This is a genomic window from Nitrobacter sp. NHB1 (assembly GCF_036964665.1).
Lineage (GTDB): Bacteria > Pseudomonadota > Alphaproteobacteria > Rhizobiales > Xanthobacteraceae > Nitrobacter.
Genome location: NZ_JBAMDA010000001.1, coordinates 825,739 through 843,412 on the forward strand (window position 1 = coordinate 825,739; position 17,674 = coordinate 843,412).

At 62.3% G+C, this 17,674-nt stretch carries 10 protein-coding genes; 5 read left to right on the forward strand and 5 right to left on the reverse strand.

All coding sequences use genetic code 11. From position 1 onward, the window contains the following. Positions 1-114 precede the first annotated feature (114 nt). Positions 115-1,533, reverse strand: a complete 1,419-nt coding sequence (locus tag V4R08_RS03965) for a M48 family metalloprotease (RefSeq protein WP_335578143.1) — start codon at positions 1,531-1,533, stop codon at positions 115-117. 103 nt (positions 1,534-1,636) lie between these two features. Here V4R08_RS03965 and V4R08_RS03970 point away from each other — a divergent pair, with 103 nt between their 5' ends. Together V4R08_RS03970 and V4R08_RS03975 are read left to right on the forward strand one after the other, a co-directional pair. Then, entirely contained in the window at positions 1,637-2,824 is a 1,188-nt protein-coding gene (locus tag V4R08_RS03970; RefSeq protein ID WP_335578144.1) for a pyridoxal phosphate-dependent aminotransferase, read from the forward strand. A 242-nt stretch (positions 2,825-3,066) separates the two neighbouring features. Then, positions 3,067-5,187, forward strand: a complete 2,121-nt coding sequence (locus tag V4R08_RS03975) for a sodium-translocating pyrophosphatase (protein WP_335578145.1) — start codon at positions 3,067-3,069, stop codon at positions 5,185-5,187. Between the two features lie 458 nt (positions 5,188-5,645). Here the strand turns inward: V4R08_RS03975 and V4R08_RS03980 are convergent, their stop codons facing one another. Further along, positions 5,646-5,927: a GCG_CRPN prefix-to-repeats domain-containing protein gene (locus V4R08_RS03980; protein ID WP_335578146.1), complete on the reverse strand. Its 282-nt coding sequence runs from the start codon at positions 5,925-5,927 to the stop codon at positions 5,646-5,648. Between the two features lie 272 nt (positions 5,928-6,199). On the opposite strand from V4R08_RS03980, the gene V4R08_RS03985 reads away from it, so the two are divergent. From V4R08_RS03985 to V4R08_RS03995, 3 genes are all read left to right on the forward strand, one after another. Then, positions 6,200-7,015: an isocitrate lyase/PEP mutase family protein gene (locus V4R08_RS03985; RefSeq protein ID WP_335578147.1), complete on the forward strand. Its 816-nt coding sequence runs from the start codon at positions 6,200-6,202 to the stop codon at positions 7,013-7,015. Between the two features lie 854 nt (positions 7,016-7,869). Next, a complete protein-coding gene (locus V4R08_RS03990) occupies positions 7,870-11,367 on the forward strand; it encodes an indolepyruvate ferredoxin oxidoreductase family protein (RefSeq protein WP_335578148.1) in 3,498 nt (1,165 codons plus the stop codon). A gap of 136 nt (positions 11,368-11,503) precedes the next feature. After that, entirely contained in the window at positions 11,504-14,185 is a 2,682-nt protein-coding gene (locus V4R08_RS03995) for a PAS domain S-box protein (RefSeq protein WP_335578149.1), read from the forward strand. A gap of 99 nt (positions 14,186-14,284) precedes the next feature. On the opposite strand, the gene V4R08_RS04000 is transcribed toward V4R08_RS03995, so the two are convergent. The 3 genes from V4R08_RS04000 to V4R08_RS04010 all read right to left on the reverse strand — a co-directional run bounded on the left by V4R08_RS04000 (position 14,285) and on the right by V4R08_RS04010 (position 17,140). Next, on the reverse strand, positions 14,285-14,635 hold the full coding sequence (locus V4R08_RS04000) for a GrlR family regulatory protein (RefSeq protein ID WP_335578150.1): 351 nt from the start codon (positions 14,633-14,635) through the stop codon (positions 14,285-14,287). A 279-nt stretch (positions 14,636-14,914) separates the two neighbouring features. Beyond that, a complete protein-coding gene (locus tag V4R08_RS04005) occupies positions 14,915-15,349 on the reverse strand; it encodes a hypothetical protein (RefSeq protein ID WP_335578151.1) in 435 nt (144 codons plus the stop codon). A 183-nt stretch (positions 15,350-15,532) separates the two neighbouring features. Beyond that, positions 15,533-17,140, reverse strand: a complete 1,608-nt coding sequence (locus V4R08_RS04010; RefSeq protein ID WP_335578152.1) for an L-lactate permease — start codon at positions 17,138-17,140, stop codon at positions 15,533-15,535. Between the last annotated feature and the right edge of the window lie 534 nt (positions 17,141-17,674).

Here is a 17,674-nt window from a genome sequence, read left to right on the forward strand (position 1 = left end):
CGAATGTTAGAACCACGGGACCACTAGCAACTATAAGTTTCTAGTGGAGTTTTGGATTTGACATTCGCCTTGCGAGCCCGCAGCAGGTGGTTAGCGAATGTCAAATCCACTCCACTAGTCTTTCTTGTCGGGTATCTTGGCCGAGACGATATCGTCGGCCTTGACCCATCCCGGTGTGCCGATCGCGAAACGGGTTTTTGCGCGCGATGCGAGTTCGCGCGCTGTCTTGTTATCGCCTCGCAGAGACGCGGCCTGTGCCGATGCCAGATCGGCTTGGGCATAATCGCCCTTGCGGCCGTAGGCCATTGCAAGTTGCATATATCCAAGCGGGGCTTCGGGCTCCCGTGCCAGCGCCGCGCGCAGAATGGCAATAGCTTCTTCAGTGTAGGCCTTATTATTCGATGCGACGAGCGCCTGTCCGAGTAACATCTCGATGAGCGGGGCCTTATGGGACAATTGGACCGCCCGCCGCAGCGGAGCGATTGCTTCCTCGGGTCGGCCGCCCTCGAGCAGCGCCTGCCCACGCACTTCGTGGAAATAGGGGTTTTGCGGCTGAACCTTGATCAGGGCGTCGATTTGCGCCAGCGCTGAGCGAAGATCGCCGTGCAGATATGTGCTGATGGCGTGCGCGTAGCGGGCGGGCAGGCTGGTGTCGGAGCTCGGATAGCGCCGGTAGACCGTGTCCTGCCGTTCCATGAACGCCGAAATCTTGGCGCGCACCATGTCGTGGCGCATTTGCAGCGCCGGATCGTCTTTCTTGTCCCAATAGGGACTTGTCTTGGCGAGTTCTGCGAGCGCGGCAACGCGATCGGCCGGCATCGGGTGCGACTGCACGTAGGGATCGGCGCCGCGTGCAGCGAACAGGCTTTCGTCCGTGAAGCGCTTGAAGGTTTCGTACATCCCCCTGGCGGATTGCCCGGTGGCGTTAAGGAATTTCACGGCCGCCCGGTCGGCGTTCTCCTCCTGCTGGCGCTGGTAGGACAACAGGCTGCGGCGCGCGATCGCCTGCGGCGCGCTGATCGCGGCGGCGCCGATATTGCTGGCGGCGCCGTTGCTTCCGCCGCTGGCGGCTCCCGCGGCGAGAGCTCCTGCGCCAAGCAGCATGGCGATGATCAGTTGGGTCTGGGTTCGGGCGAGTTGCTGGTGAAGCTTGGAGAGATGCCCGCCGGCGAGATGCCCGGTCTCGTGCGCGAGTACGCCGATCAGTTGATTCGGCGTGGTCGACTGCATGATCGCGCCATAGTTCACGAAGATGCGGCGGCCATCGGCGACGAAGGCGTTGAACGACTTGTCGTTGAGGATGACCATCTGGATGTTGCGCTTCTCCAGGCCCGCCGCGCGCAGAATCGGCCGCGTATAGTCGCGCAGCAGTTGCTCCGTCTCGGTATCGCGCAACACCGGCGGCCCCTTGGCCCGCTGAGCGTGGACCGGTAGCGAGGCACTCGCCAGCACGCAGACCGTGACCAGCGCAGTCAGTTTCGACAAAGCTCGGCGTGCGGCCGCGCCCGGCCGCGTGGTCACATCTTTAGTCATTGGCCATGGTTCGAATACGTTATATGTCCTAACAACCCGCTGAATACGGCGGTAACGCGGCTTCAGCCATTTGCCGCAGGTGAAAGCGCATTAACAGATTTCCATGCTCGATGCGACATTGAGAGACCGGGTCAAAGCCTTGCTGGCGGCATCTGGCCGCAGCCAGGTTCCGCCCTTCATGGTCATGGACGTGATGGCGGCGGCGGCGCGGATCGAGGCCGAGGGCGGCGACGTCATTCACATGGAGGTGGGGCAGCCTTCGGCGCCGGCGCCCCGAACCGCGCTGGATGCCGCCCATGCGGCGCTTGAGCGCGGCCAGATCGGTTACACCTCCGCGCTCGGCATTTCCTCGCTGCGGGAGCGGATCGCGCAACACTACCGCGACGCCTATGGCTGCATGGTCGATCCCCAACGCGTCGTCGTGACCACGGGATCGTCGGGCGCTTTCGTCCTCGCGTTCCTCGCGATGTTCGACCCCGGCGACCGGGTTGCGGTGACGTTGCCTGGCTATCCGCCGTATCGGCATATCCTGACCGCGCTCGGCTGCGAGCCGGTGCTGATCGAGACGTCGAGCGAAAACCGTCACGCCCTGACCGGCGAGACGCTGCTGTCGGCGCACCGCAAGACACCGCTGAAGGGCGTGCTGGTCGGCAGCCCGGCCAATCCCACGGGCACGATGATGTCGCGCGAGGCGCTGACGCTTCTGATGGCGGCCGCTGAAAGCGAAGGCATCCGCTTCATCTCCGACGAGATCTATCACGGCCTCGACTATGCCTTCCCCGCTGTGACCGCCGCCGAACTGTCGCCGCACGCGCTGGTAATCAATTCGTTCTCGAAATATTTTTGCATGACGGGCTGGCGCGTCGGTTGGATGGTGGTGCCGGAGCAACTGGTGCGGCCGATCGAACGGTTGCAGCAGAACCTGTCGATTTCGGTGCCGACGCTGTCGCAGATCGCGGCCGAGGCGGCGTTCGCCGGCCGTGACGAGATGGAAACCGTGAAGCGCGGTTATGAGGCGAACCGCCAGATTTTAATCGCGGGCTTGCCGCGCGCCGGCTTAAGCGAATTCCTGCCAGCGGATGGCGCGTTCTACCTCTATGCCGATGTTTCGAAGTTCACGTCGGACAGTTACGAGTTTGCCCGGAAGATGCTGGAGCAGGCGCATGTCGCCGCTACGCCCGGGGTCGATTTCGATCCGGTTCGCGGCCGCTCGTTCGTGAGATTTTCCTATGCCCGTTCGGCGGCCGAGATGCACGATGCGGTGGCACGTATCACGCGGTGGCTGACTTAGAGTGGTTCTGGCCTGGACGGGCGCCTTCGGTGACCCGGAATTGCCGGGCTTGTCCCGGCAATTCATGACGGGAATCGGCCGTTTAACCATAAGGCGGCGTTGCGCATGAGGTTCGATTTTGGCATGGTCCCGCCGATTTGAGGTCGCCTTACCACAAGGCGGACTTCGCTTTTTGTACGCCCGCCCCGCGTTCGCGGCTCGCGGCGTTATCGGGGCAACTTCAGGGATCCGAGGCAAATTCAATGACAGTATTATGGATGATCGTGCTCTGCGGAGTGCTTTCGATCGTTTATGCCATCTGGGCGACCTCGTCCGTATTGAAGGCTGATGCGGGAAATCCGCGGATGCAAGAAATCGCCGCGGCAGTGCGCGAGGGCGCGCAGGCCTATCTGCGCCGGCAATACGCGACGATCGCAGTCGTCGGCATCGTGATCTTCGCACTGCTCGCTTACTTCCTCGGGGTGCTGGTGGCAGTCGGTTTCGCCATCGGTGCGATCCTGTCGGGTGCCGCAGGCTTCATCGGCATGAACGTCTCGGTTCGCGCCAACGTGCGCACCGCGCAGGCGGCGACCAAGTCGCTGGCCGGCGGACTCGAGCTTGCCTTCAAGGCCGGCGCGATCACGGGGATGCTGGTCGCCGGTCTGGCGCTGCTCGGCGTGACGATCTATTTCGCCTACCTGACCCACCGCGCCGGCTACGCCGCGAACAGCCGCACGGTTGTCGACGCGATGGTCGCACTCGGCTTCGGCGCGTCGCTGATCTCGATCTTTGCCCGTCTCGGCGGCGGCATCTTCACCAAGGGCGCCGACGTCGGCGGCGATCTCGTCGGCAAAGTGGAAGCCGGCATTCCGGAAGACGATCCCCGCAACCCGGCGACGATTGCCGACAACGTCGGCGACAACGTCGGCGACTGCGCCGGCATGGCCGCAGATCTGTTCGAGACCTATGCGGTGACCGCGGTCGCCACCATGGTGCTCGCCGCGATCTTCTTCGCGACCTCGCCGCTGCTGGTGAACATGATGACGCTGCCGCTCGCCATCGGCGGCATCTGCATCATCACCTCGATCATCGGGACGTTCTTCGTCAAGCTCGGCGCCAGCGAGTCGATCATGGGTGCGCTCTACAAGGGCCTGATCGTTACCGGCATCCTGTCGCTGATCGGCGTCGGCGCCGTTATCTATTCGCTGGTCGGCTTCGGCCCGCTGGCGGGCGTCAGCTATACCGGCCTCGAACTGTTCGCGTGCGGCGTGGCCGGCCTCTTCGTCACCGGACTGATCATCTGGATCACCGAATACTATACCGGCACCGACTACCGCCCGGTGAAGTCGATCGCCCAGGCCTCGGTGACCGGGCACGGCACCAACGTCATTCAGGGCCTCGCGATCTCGATGGAAGCCACAGCCCTTCCGGCGATCGTCATCATTGCCGGCATCCTCGTCACCTACAGCCTTGCCGGCCTGTTCGGCATCGCGATCGCCACCACCACGATGCTGGCGCTGGCCGGCATGGTCGTCGCGCTCGACGCGTTCGGTCCGGTCACGGATAATGCCGGCGGTATCGCGGAAATGGCTGGCCTGCCGAAGGAAGTGCGTAAATCGACCGATGCGCTCGATGCGGTCGGCAACACCACAAAGGCAGTCACCAAGGGCTACGCGATCGGTTCCGCCGGTCTCGGCGCGCTGGTGCTATTTGCGGCCTACAACCAGGATCTCAAGTTCTTCATCGGCGATGCCGCGCAATACCCCTATTTTCAAGGCGTCAACCCAGATTTCTCGCTGAACAATCCCTACGTCGTGGTCGGCCTCTTGTTCGGTGGCCTGCTGCCATACCTGTTCGGCGCGATGGGCATGACCGCCGTGGGCCGTGCGGCCGGTGCGATCGTCGAGGAAGTGCGTCGTCAGTTCCGCGAAAAGCCGGGTATCATGAAGGGCACCGACAAGCCGGACTACGGCAAGGCGGTGGACCTGCTGACAAAGGCGGCGATCAAGGAAATGATCATTCCGTCGCTGTTGCCGGTGTTGTCGCCGATCGTCGTCTATTTCCTGATCTACGTGATCGCCGGCGGTGGTGCTGCCGGCAAGTCCGCTGCGTTCTCGGCGGTAGGCGCAATGCTGCTCGGCGTGATCGTGACGGGCCTGTTCGTTGCGATCTCGATGACCTCGGGCGGCGGCGCATGGGACAACGCCAAGAAGTACATCGAGGACGGCCATCATGGTGGCAAAGGCTCCGATGCGCACAAGGCGGCGGTGACCGGCGACACCGTGGGCGATCCCTACAAGGACACGGCTGGTCCTGCGGTCAATCCGATGATCAAGATCACCAACATCGTGGCACTGCTGTTGCTGGCGGTTCTGGCGCACTGAGACATCATAATGCGATCCAAAGAAAACCCGCGGTGCGAGCCGCGGGTTTTCTTGCGCCTGAGGCATGAGCATCGACGGGGAGTGAACGTCGCTCGTAAGCCGGCCACAGCAAGTGAGAAAACCGCAGAACGCCGGATCGCGAATGCCGAAGTTCGGCTGCGTCCGGAATGTGCACGGAAACGTCCCGCCAGCGGCCACCGACCCGAGATTCGGTCGCGAGCGGAGTTGTTAAGACAATCTGAAGAACTGGAGCGTTTTCGAGCGAAGCGTGTCTTCGGGCTTGACCCGAGGATGGGCACCGGTTTGCGTGAAGAAAACGCATCAATTCAAAATCATAGAGCCCAGCTTCTGATTCCATCAGAAGCGAAAAGGCTCTGAAATAAAAAAGGGCGGGATCGGTCCCGCCCTTTTCGCGCAATGTAAACAGGAATCCCGCCGAATGGTGGGAATCCTGTGTCTCACCACCAGGTGCGGCAGGCGCGGCGGCCCGGACCCCAGTGTCGGCACCGACGATGCTCCATACGACGCTCCCACCGACGCTCCCGCCGATCGAACGCCGGACCGCGCCGGTTTGCGATGCAGACGCCGCGGGGCCCGCGATGGTAACCACGACCGCAGCCGCCGGCGACCTGAATGACGTCAGCATTCACGCCCGACGCCGGCGCCAACGGCATGGCGTCGGCAATACCGAATGTCGCAATGGTGCCAGCGAGAAATGCTGCTGCAAAAAGTGCTTTCATAAATCGTCCTCTCATTCGGCCGCGACAGCGCGGCGACTCTAGCGACTCGCACGGGGAGGTTCGGCCACAACTCTGTCGAAAATCTGGCAACACGATTGGCGCTGCGCCGCGGGTCAGATGGCTTGTTTCCCGACCGAAACGATAATTGAAGCTTTTGATTCGATGGCAGGGCCGAACAATACCAAAGCATTCACGTCGAGGAAGCGGACATATACAAATACACGATCGCTTACATTAGTCGCTCTCGAACGAGACGGGAAGGACACTTTAGGATGCCATCGACCGCAGAAAAGCGCGCCGCATTCCACTCTTTGCACGAGAGCGGCTGCTTCGTGATTCCCAATCCGTGGGACATCGGCAGCGCCAGGGCGTTGCAGGGCATGGGCTTCAAGGCGCTGGCGTCGACCAGCGCCGGGTTCGCATGGTCGATCGGCAAGGCCGACAACCACATCGCGCTGGACGAGGTCTGCAATCATCTGACCGCGCTGTGCGCGGCGGTTGGTCTGCCCGTCAACGCCGACTTCGAAAACGGCTTCGCCAACGAGCCGGAAGGCGTCGCAGCCAACGTATCGCGCGTGGCGAAGACAGGCGTCGCCGGCCTGTCCATCGAGGACTCCACCGGCGACAGGGACAAGCCTCTCTACGACAAGACGCTGGCGATCGAGCGCATCCGCGCGGCCCGCCAAGCCATCGGTGCCGATCGCAGCGGCGTGCTGCTGGTGGGTCGTTGTGAGGCTTTCCTGTGGGGGATGCCCGATCTCAAGCTCACGATTGAGCGATTGCAGGCCTATGCGGAGGCGGGTGCCGATTGCCTTTATGCACCGGGCTTGAAATCGAAAGACGACATCGCCGCCGTGGTGAAGGCCGTTCATCCCAAACCGTTCAACCTGCTGATCGGTTGGCCAGGTCTCAGTGTCGCCGAGGCCGCCGATCTCGGCGTTCGCCGCATCAGCGTCGGTGGTGCCTTGGCCCGCGCGGCGTGGGGTGGCTTTTTGCGCGCAGCGAATGAGATTGCCGAGAATGGTACATTCGATGGACTCGGCGCGAGCTACCCCGGTGGTGAACTGAATGCGATGTTTGCCGTCTGAGGCTTTTATGCTTAACGGGACGGTGAGTGAGGCTTTTATGCTCAACGGGACGATGAACGACTGCGGCGGTGCTCGCGGTTGCTGTGGTGGCCTCGCGGTTACTTCCTGGTGCTGGAACTGGCGTATTACTGCTCTGCGGATTCGCCGGTTGGGTTGAATTTGCTGAGGCTGCGCCGGTGGTGATGCCCGGTTGCGTGTTGGAGGGCGTTACGTCATGAGCAACTGGCGTCACTGGCGGCTTCGGGGCGTTGTTTTGCGCCATGTTCTGGCTTGTCGATTGCGGTGCGGCCGAACTGGTTTGGGTTGGGCCTGCTGAGCTGTTGAGGCCATAGAACACTGTACTGAGTATGACGACGGTGGCGATCACCAACAGTGCGATGCCACCGCTCCCTGCAGGGCTCCTCGCAAGTTCCGGCTGCGGTTTGTCGCTAAGACGTTCGGCCGGCTGCACGTCGTGATTGGCAAGGTCGCGCTGATTAGGATCGGACGAAGTTCGTTCGTTAGCCATACTCATCCTCCGTTCCCCAATAAGGAAAATCGTTTGGGCCATCAGGAGTTCCGGCCTGCATCGCAATTCAGTCGTGATGCGGGCTAGGCTGGCTCGGTTTGTCGCGTTGCGTTCACGACCCGTTTGGAAGCTCGCGATCGCGTTCTTGCAGGATAGGGCGTTATAGCGGCATAAAGCTCCGGCGTTTGGTAATTGGTCTCGCAGCGAAATTGCGTTCCGCTTGAACGCTTATGCCAACTTCCGGCCTTTTGAGGTGTTCGGTTCGTGCCGCGATAGAGACTGGTCCTAAAGGCTTCGCATAACTAACTGTAAGAGAGCCGTCGCAGCCGCGAGCCAAGAGGACGCAATGGGAATCAACCAGGGTCCGATCAGTCTCGACCAGAAATACACCCAAGGCACCGGCCACGTCTTCATAACGGGCATTCAGGCGCTTGTTCGGCTGCCGATGGCGCAAATCCGCCGCGACCGCGCCGCGGGCCTCAATACCGCGGGCTTCATTTCCGGCTATCGCGGCTCGCCGCTCGGCGGCTACGACCAACAGCTCGTCGCTGCGCGCAGCCATCTCGACCAATACAACATCAAATTCCAGCCCGGCGTGAACGAGGACCTCGCGGCGACTGCGGTCTGGGGATCACAGCAGCTCCACCTTTCGCCGGGTGCACGCTACGATGGCGTCGTCGGGATCTGGTACGGCAAGGGTCCCGGCGTCGATCGCTGCGGCGACGTATTCCGTCACGGCAATGCCGCCGGCTCGGCGAGAAACGGAGGGGTGTTGTGCCTGGCTGGCGACGACCACGGCGCCAAATCCTCGACCGTGCCGCATCAGTCGGACCACGCGTTCATCGCGGCGCTGATGCCCTATCTCTATCCATCCTCGATCCATGAAATAATCCAGATGGGCCTGCTCGGCATCGCGATGTCGCGCTATTCCGGCTGCTGGGTCGGGATGAAGGTCATCACCGAGACGGTAGAGACCACCGCCGAGATCGACCTGGCCGATGAACTGACTCCGTTTGTCATGCCAACCGATTTCGAGATGCCACCGGGCGGGTTGAACCTGCGCTGGCCCGACGACCGTTACGATCAGGACCGGCGCTTGCAGGATCACAAGGGTTTTGCCGCGGTCGCGTTCGCACGCGCCAACAAGATCAACCGCATTACCATGGATTCGCCGCACGCGCGGTTCGGCATCATGGCGTCCGGCAAGAGCTACGAGGACATTCGTCAGGCCTTGCACGAGCTTGGCATCACCGAGAAGGTCGCCGCCAAAATCGGCTTGCGGCTTTACAAGATCGGCATGCCATGGCCGCTGGAGCCGCAGGGCGTGCGCGAATTCGCCGTCGGACTCGAGGAGATATTCATCATCGAGGAACGCCGCGAGATCGTCGAGAATCAGGTCAAGCAGGAGCTGTTCAACTGGCGCGACGACGTGCGGCCGCGCATCATCGGCAAGATGGACGATCGCGACAAGCCGTTCCTCCCGTTCGCGCAGGAATTGAGCGTCGCATCGCTGGCGACATCGCTGGCCGAGCGGCTGCTGCGTCTCAACCTCAATCCGGAAATCGCCGAAATGCTGCGCGCTAAAGCCGACTGGTTCAACGGCCGGCAGGCGACGCAGATGCAGACGGCGGCCCCGATCGCGCGCGTGCCGTATTTCTGCTCTGGCTGTCCGCACAACACCTCGACCAGGGTGCCTGACGGCAGCCGCGCCATGGCGGGCATCGGCTGCCACTTCATGGCGCTGTGGATGGATCGCAACACCGAAACGTTCACTCACATGGGCGGTGAGGGTGCGCCGTGGGTCGGAATCGCGCCGTTCACCGGGGAGAAGCACATCTTCGCCAATCTCGGCGACGGCACCTATTTCCATTCCGGGAGCCTCGCGATCCGTCAGGCGGTCGCTTCCAAGGCGAACATCACCTATAAAATTCTCTACAACGATGCCGTCGCCATGACCGGCGGCCAGCCTATCGATGGCGAACTGTCGCCGCAGCGGATCACTTTCCAGCTTCACGCCGAAGGCATACGCGACATCTACCTCGTGTCCGAGAATCCGGACGCCTATCCGGCTGCCGATATCGCGCCGGGAACCAGAACCGCGCATCGCGACGACCTCGATGCGGTCATGAAAACCTGCCGCGAGATCAAGGGCGTCTCGGCGATCGTGTTCGTGCAGACCTGCGCCGCCGAGAAACGCCGCCGCCGCAAGCGCGGCACCATGGAAGATCCGCAGCGCCGTGTGTTGATCAATCCCGCCGTCTGCGAAGGTTGCGGCGACTGTTCGGTGCAGTCGAACTGCATTTCGGTGGAGCCGCTGGAGACCGAGATGGGGCGCAAGCGCACCATCAATCAGTCGTCCTGCAACAAGGATTATTCCTGCATCAAGGGATTCTGTCCGTCGTTTGTCACGGTCGACGGTGGGCGCTTGCGCCAGCGCGCGCCGGCTGACCTTGGCGCGATCGGCGAACTGCCCGAACCGCCTTCGCGGCTATCGTTGGAGCAACCCTATAACATCGCGGTCGGAGGTGTCGGCGGCACCGGCGTGCTGACCATCGGCGCGCTGCTCGGCATGGCCGCGCATATCGAGGGCAAGGCCAGCATGATCCTCGATATGTCAGGCCTCGCCCAGAAGGGCGGCGCGGTTCTGAGCCACGTCCGGCTGTCGGAGAAACCCGCTGACGTGACCTGTTCGCGCATCGTCACCGGCACCGCCGATCTCGTCATAGCCGCCGATGAGGTGGTGGCGGCTGCCAGGGATACGTTGATGCTGTGCGAGTCGAGCCGCACCCGTGGGGTCATCAATACCCACCTCATTCCCACTGCCGGCTTCGTTCTCAACCGCGATTTCAATTTCCAGAGCGGCAAGGTCGGCCGCGTCCTTGAAACCGCGTTGCGCAAGGACTCGACCTTCCTGGACTTCACCAGGCCGGCCGAGATGCTGCTCGGCGACTCCATCGCCACCAACATGATGATGATGGGGTACGCCTATCAGAAAGGCCTGCTGCCGCTGTCGGCGGCGGCGATCGAGCAGGCGATCGAGGTGAACGGTGTTGCCGTCAAGATGAATATCGAGGCGTTCCGGCTGGGGCGGCTTGCGGCGGCCGATCCTGCGCGTCTCGCGGCGATGATGAAGGGGAAGGACGAGACCGTGGCGCCGAAGACGCTCGAAGACATGTCGCTCGACGAGATCGTTGCGCACCGCTCGGCCTACCTTGCCGACTACCAGAACAAGAGGCTTGCAGAAAAATATCGCGCGATGGTGACGCGGGTACGTCAGGCGGCAAGCGATGGCGGCTACGGGGAGACGCTGCCGCGCGCGGTGGCCGTCAATTACGCAAAGCTGCTGGCCTACAAGGACGAGTACGAGGTGGCGCGACTCTATACCGACGGCCATTTCGAAAAACAGCTAAGCGACCGGTTCGAAGGCGACTACAAGATCAGCTTCCACCTCGCGCCGCCGATGTTCGCCAACAACAAAAAGGACGCGCTCGGGCGACCCGCCAAGAAGCCCTACGACGGGTCGCGGATGCTGCCGGCTTTTCGTCTGCTGGCGAAGATGAAGGGTTTGCGTGGCACCCCCTTCGACGTGTTCGGCTACAGCACCGAGCGCGGGTTGGAACGCGATCTGATTGCGGGTTACGAAAAGGATGTGGCCTTCGTGCTCGACAGGCTTTCACCGGCTAACATTGAGATCGCGACCGAACTGTTGTCACTGCCGGATCGCATCCGCGGTTACGGTCCGGTCAAGGAGAAGGCGGTGGCCGACGCCAAAGTCCGTTATGCGGAATTGGTGCGCGATTTTGCGGACCCTCCGCCAACGCCGCGGCAGATGGCCGCGGAATAGGACGAGCGCGCGACAATAGCCCTCTGGGCTAAAAGCCGGGCCACCCGGGCGGGACACTCCCGTTAACATGGACCTGATGTTCCCCGAGGCTGCAATCCGGCCTATATTGGGCCGTCGGGAGCCGGTCTTAAACATCATGTTATCTGGGTTCGGAGCATTTTTGCAGCGGATGCGGTCATCCTCGCTGTCGATCGGCCAGATCACCTTCGGCGGTTTTTCGCTGGTGCTGGCGATCATGGTGATAACCAGCGTGGCCAACGTCGTCGCGACGCGCCATCTCGACAATACCTTCGCCGAGTTGCAGCGGCTGGACAGCGTCGGCGACCTCGCCGAGGAAATCGACCGCCGCATGAACGAATTGCGACTTGCGGCGCGAGACTACGTCACCGATCCAGGTGCGCAGTCCGGCCGGGTGTGGGGGGCCGCATCGTCGCTGAACGAACTGCTGAAGAAGACGCGTATCAAGCTCGCGCCGGAGCAGCGGGAGATGATCGACGGCGTCACGACGCGGCTGGAGGCCTATCGCAAGGGCATAGAGCAGGTGACGAACCTGATCGCAAGCCGCGCGAAGCTGATCGAGACCCTGCCGCCGCTGCGCGAAAAACTCGAGACTGTAATCGAGCAGGTGGCCGATCAGTCTGCCTCAAAAACACTGTTTCGAGCCCAGAGCGATGTCGCTGCCGCGCTGCTCGGGCATGATCCCACCACCGCGGAGCGGTCGGCGGAAAAGATGCGCGCCATCCCCATCGACGAGCCAGCGGTGCGTGCCGCCGTTGAGGTCTACGCCGATGCCGTGATTGCGATATCGCTGCGGGAGCATCGGATCGCCGATCTCGACAGGGATGTGCTGGGCACCGAGGGCCGGAAGATCGGACAGGTAACGGAATTGTTGCGCGAACTCAGCACGCGACGCGAGCAGGTGCTGTCGCGCGATTTCGCGCGGACGCTGGCCGAAACCAAATGGCAGAGCATCATTCTCGGCAGCGTAGGAATATTGATTGGCCTGCTTGCGGCGATGTTCGTGGTGCGGCGGACGATCCGGCCCCTGAAGGCGATCGCGAGAGCGATCCGGAAGTTGGCCGGCGGCGAAAAGGAGACGTCGATTCCTGCAACCGACGTCGATAACGAAATCGGCGATATCGCGCGCGCCGCCGAAGTGTTTCGCCGGACGCTCGCTGAAGCGGACTCGGCGCGGGAAGCCGCCGTTCGCGCGCTGGCCGAGCAGCGTCTTGCCGAGGAGAGCTACCGCAAGCTGTTCGAAGGCTCGGTCGATGGCATCTATGTCACGACGCCTGCTGGTCAACTGCTCGATGCCAACCCGGCGCTGGCGCGGATAATCGGCTATGACACCCCGGATGATCTGATGCGCGACATCGGTGACAGCGCGCAAACGATCTACGTCGATCCGAATGCGCGCGCCGAATACCAGTTGCGGATGGAACGCGACGGGACCGTCCGCGGGTTTGAGTATCAGGTGCGCCAGCGCGACGGCAACATTCTCTGGCTCTCTGACAGCGCGACCACCGTACGCGATGAGAACAGGCGCGTCGTCCGCTACGAAGGCGTGGTTCGCGACATCACCGAGCAGCGGCGCGCCGAAGAGGCGATCGCAGAAGGACGGCGCTTGCTGCAGCTCGTGATCGACACCGTGCCAGCGATGATCAACGTCAAGAATGCCGACCTGCGTTACGTCCTGATGAATCGCTACATGGCCGGCATCTTCGCGATCGAACCGGCGGATGCGATCGGGCGAACGACGAGCGACCTGATGACGCGTTACGGTGCGGCAAAAACCGACGAGAGCGACAGGCGGGTTCTTGAGGGCGGCAAGGAGCTTGGCTTCTACGAAGAAGAGTATGAGGATGCGTCGGGTGCGATGCGGCAATGGCTGGTCAACAAGCTGCCGATCCGCGGCGCCGACGGCCGCGTCGAGAACATCGTCACGGTCGCGCTCGATATCGACGACCGTAAACGCAGCGAACAGGAAATGCGGCAGGCCAAGGACGCGGCCGAGTCGGCGCTTGGCAACCTGCGCGAAACCCAGAACTCGCTGATCGAGGCGGAGAAACTCGCGGCACTCGGTCGTCTCGTGGCGGGCGTCGCTCACGAGGTCAACAATCCGGTCGGTATCAGCCTGACGGTGGCCTCGTCGCTGGAGCGCAAGATCGCTCTGTTCGCCGAAGAAGTTGCGCGCGGGGCGTTGCGGCGCTCGAGCCTGAACGAGTTCGTCGCGACCAATCGCGATGCGGCGTCGCAGCTTGTCGCCAATCTCAATCGCGCCGCCGAACTGGTCCAGTCATTCAAGCAGGTTGCCGCTGACCGCAGCTATTCGGACAAGCGGACCTTCGACCTCGGCGAACTCACCGAGCAGGTCGTCATGAGTCTGCGTCCCGGCCTGCGCAAGTACAATGTGACGCTGACGGTCGATTGCGAACCCTATCTCAAGATGAACAGCTATCCCGGGCCTTACGGCCAGGTGCTGACTAATCTTTTCCTCAATTCGCTGGCGCACGCCTTTCCGGACGGCAACGGCGGCGCGGTCGATATCACTGTGAGGGGAGCGGGCCGGGACAATGTCGAGATTCTGTTTTCCGACAACGGCTGCGGCATGAGCCCCGATGTGCGGCGCAAGGCGTTCGACCCGTTCTTCACGACGCGGCGCGATCAGGGCGGCACCGGTCTCGGTCTGCACATCGTCTACAACATCGTGACGAACCGTCTCGGCGGGCGCCTCGATCTTGACTCCAGATCCGGGGAGGGCACACGGGTCCACATCGTTTTGCCGCGCGTCGCACCGATGGAACTGGCCGCGGAGTAACGACTCGAGCCAGTGTGGTTGCCTACGTCATACCGGGGTTCGCAACGACGGCTGCGAGCGACGTTATGGGTTCTACAAAACCGCGGGGCTTTATAGCGGTCAATCCGCATCGGCCAGCTTGCGCAGCGTCGCTTGGAAAATCTGACTGGCCTTTCCGACCAGCGCCGTGCCGTTCATCGTGCCGGTCGTATCCGTAAATGTGCCGGTTACGCCGATGCCAACGGATTCGGAACTGCCGAACAGCAGGTTGGCATCGGGGCTCCGTGTATGGCGCTGGACCAGAACCTCGCCTCTGAATGTACCGTCGTCTTTTGTGAAGTAGCTGCCCGTATAGAACAGATAGGCATCGCCGCCGAGGATCTTGCCGTCGCGGAACATCACGACGCCGCTGCCCTTGCCCACACGTCCGTCGAGCAAGGCGATATGAACCGAATACAGCCCATTTTTCATGGTGATCCGCTCGCAACCGGCATTTTTGTCTTGTCCCGGCGCCATTATGTCAAATAAGGCGCGAGCGCGTCAATGCGACAAGACCGCGGGGAACGGCTTGGGCAACCGAAGGCTTGGCAATCGACGCGATGCAGGATGAGCATCGTGCACGTGCTTCATCCCGGCGCGCACAACATGGCAGACCAATCCCTGAGTTATGCGGCGTTCTCAAAGGGCTTTCGGGGGAGGGGAAAAGCGTAGCGCGGCAGCCCGCGCTACGCCGACCGAGGATGGACCCGCCTAATGGCGACCGCCATGACCACCACCGCCATGATGACCGCCGCCACCATGACCACCGCCGTGATGGCCTCCGCCATGGCCTCTTCCGCCGCCGTGATGCATTCCGGAGCGATCTGGACCGCCGCGATGCATGCCATGACCAGGACTGCCACGATGGTCGCCAAAGTGGTGGCCGCCGTGATGCCAGCCACGCCAGCCTGCGCCGCCGCCCCAGCCCATGCCACGGCGGAACGCATAGCCGCACCAGTAGAAGCCGGGGCCGCGCCAGCCGTTGTCGTACCAACAGTAGTTCCGTCCGCCGTAAAAGAACTGGACCGGCTGGATGGCACTGGGCGACGGCATCGAGGTCGGCCCGCTCGCAGGCAACGCCGAGGCCGGAGTCGTGAGAAGCGCAGCCCCAAGGGCCAGCGACGTTGCAAATGCGATCTTTTTCATCGGAATCTCCGTTGCGAATGCCGGCAATAATGCCTGATTGCGCCGAAAGTTCCACCCGGTTCCATCACAGAGGCTGCGACTACGACAAAAGTCTCCACGGTAGATCGTCCAAGGTGCCAAGCATCAGTTGCAAAAAGGGGCGCGATTTAAGCGCCCCTTTCATGCAAGATTTGTTCTGCTCCCTTAAATTGTCATCGCGCCGGGAGCCAACACATAGAAGCCAACGCTGATGATGATGAGATAAACCAGCACCACCAGGCACCAGAAAAAATTATGCCGGATGACCTCGCCTTCGTTGCGAACAAAGCGTGTGGTCGAAACGCCGACGCTCGCTGTCTGCGGTGCCACCGGCTTGCCGATCTCGGCGCCCACCGAGTTGACCGTCGGCAATAACAGCGCGGGAAAACCCAGCAATTGCCCGACCAACGCCTGGAATTTGCCGAACATGGCATTGGTCGAGGTGTTGCTGCCCGACAGTGCCACGCCGATAAAGCCGAGAATTGGCGCGACAATGATAAAGCCAGCGCCGAGCGCGGAGAAGGCTTTGGCCAGCGAAGCCGCCATGCCCGAGTAGTTATAGACGTAGGCCAAGCCGAAGATGAACACGCCGACCAGGCAAGCGCCCCACATCTGCGACCAGGTCTTGCGCCATATCTCGGAAAGCTGCTGACCGTTCACCCGCAGCAGCAAAGCGACGATGATCCATGAAGCCAGGATCGCCGAGCCGCCCACGAACGGTGTCCAATTGAAGGCCGCCGCGATGGTCGCGCCCGGTGCGATTGACGATGCCGCTGCCACCTGCATATGCAGCAGCGTGACGCCTGGCAATTTCGACCAGGGACCGGTCCAGGCGACCACAACGACGATCAGGACCGCGATCGGCATCCAGGCCTGCACGATATCGCGGCCAGAAAGGCCGTGCGCCTCCGCCATGACGGTGCCGCCGCTCACTGGCGTGCCGCCGTAGCCGAGAACTTCCGCGGGGCGCCAGATCTTGAGCAGGATCAGGATGCAAATGAAGCATACGATCGCGCCAGCAACGTCCGGCAGATAGGGGCCAAGATAGAGGCCCACCGGCAATTGGCCGGCGATATAGCCGAGCGAACCGACCACCGCTAATGGCCACGCACCCCACATACCCTTCCTGCCGGATACCAGGTAGAGCAGAATCCAGGGCGGCAGCAGCGCCAGCACCGCGACAACCTTGCTGATAGAACCGGAGAGTGCGAGCAGCGGGTAGCCGGTGACGGCGGCGAGCGCGATGATGGGGGCGCCAAGTGCGCCATAGGAAACGGGCGCGTTGTTGGCGATCGCCGCCACCCGGATGGCGTCGAGATCGGGAATGCCGAGCGCGATGAGGATCGGCGCCACGAATGCCCAGGGATAACCGAACCCGACCAAGCCTTCCAAAAGCGCGCCAAAGGCCCAAGCGAACAGAATGGTCTGCACCCGCACATCCTGCGTGCCTTGCGCGACCAGCCAGCGGCGCAGCTTGTCGAAGGTACCGGTGATGACCAGGGTGTTAAACAGCATCACCCCCCAGAACGTGATCCAGTCGACGTTCCAGACACCGGTGGCCGAGCCGTAGGCATAGGCCCGGATGCCGTCGTCCACCGGCATATGCCAAACCCAGAGGCCGAGCGCGACCGTAATCAGCGAGCCGACGAGCGTGGCCACCCAGGCCGACCAACGCAATGCCGCCAGCATAAAGAGCAAGGCCGCGACCGGAATGAGCGCGACCAGCCATGTCATAAACAGATTGCCAGTGGGATCGAGAATTTGCGTGAACATGGGAAATAACCTCCACGTTATGACGTCTGTTTCTCTACTTTGCCCCCTGAGCCAGATTTCGAGTGAACAAGCAGAGCACGTCGCTCTGCGCTATCAACCTAGGGATGAAGACCTCGCTCGGCAACGGGAGGAGGTGCTTGTCACCGTGACCGCCACTCGGCTTCAGCGGCAGCTTCCCAGCCTGCGATGCGCCTCGATTCCAGGAGGACATGGCTGGTCTCCCACGCCGCCTCTCCTGCATGGAGGCGGCGGGTAACCGGGGGACGAGATGACCTTCTCCGATTCCGCTATGGGGTTGCGGTCGTCGTGTAGATTGGCCGAGAGACTTGCCGCAACTTCGCGAGCCGCCTGCGAGAGTTGAACTCGTAACCTTGATACGCCGGTCTGGCGTGACAAGGGGTGGGATGGACGCGGAGAGCGATGACGTGCATTGAGCTATCTGACGCGGGCCGTATAGTGCTTTATTTTATTGCTCTCCGAGGCGGAATTATCGTTTCGACCGGAAGCATTGCGTGTTTCGCGGGATCGTGAGCA

Excerpts from the sequence above, each read along its gene's own strand:
- V4R08_RS03965 (WP_335578143.1), bottom strand. The coding sequence starts at position 1,533 with ATGACTAAAGATGTGACCACGCGGCCGGGCGCGGCCGCACGCCGAGCT.
- V4R08_RS03970 (WP_335578144.1), top strand. The coding sequence starts at position 1,637 with ATGCTCGATGCGACATTGAGAGACCGGGTCAAAGCCTTGCTGGCGGCA.
- V4R08_RS03975 (WP_335578145.1), top strand. The coding sequence starts at position 3,067 with ATGACAGTATTATGGATGATCGTGCTCTGCGGAGTGCTTTCGATCGTT.
- V4R08_RS03980 (WP_335578146.1), bottom strand. The coding sequence starts at position 5,927 with ATGAAAGCACTTTTTGCAGCAGCATTTCTCGCTGGCACCATTGCGACA.
- V4R08_RS03985 (WP_335578147.1), top strand. The coding sequence starts at position 6,200 with ATGCCATCGACCGCAGAAAAGCGCGCCGCATTCCACTCTTTGCACGAG.
- V4R08_RS03990 (WP_335578148.1), top strand. The coding sequence starts at position 7,870 with ATGGGAATCAACCAGGGTCCGATCAGTCTCGACCAGAAATACACCCAA.
- V4R08_RS03995 (WP_335578149.1), top strand. The coding sequence starts at position 11,504 with ATGTTATCTGGGTTCGGAGCATTTTTGCAGCGGATGCGGTCATCCTCG.
- V4R08_RS04000 (WP_335578150.1), bottom strand. The coding sequence starts at position 14,635 with ATGAAAAATGGGCTGTATTCGGTTCATATCGCCTTGCTCGACGGACGT.
- V4R08_RS04005 (WP_335578151.1), bottom strand. The coding sequence starts at position 15,349 with ATGAAAAAGATCGCATTTGCAACGTCGCTGGCCCTTGGGGCTGCGCTT.
- V4R08_RS04010 (WP_335578152.1), bottom strand. The coding sequence starts at position 17,140 with ATGTTCACGCAAATTCTCGATCCCACTGGCAATCTGTTTATGACATGG.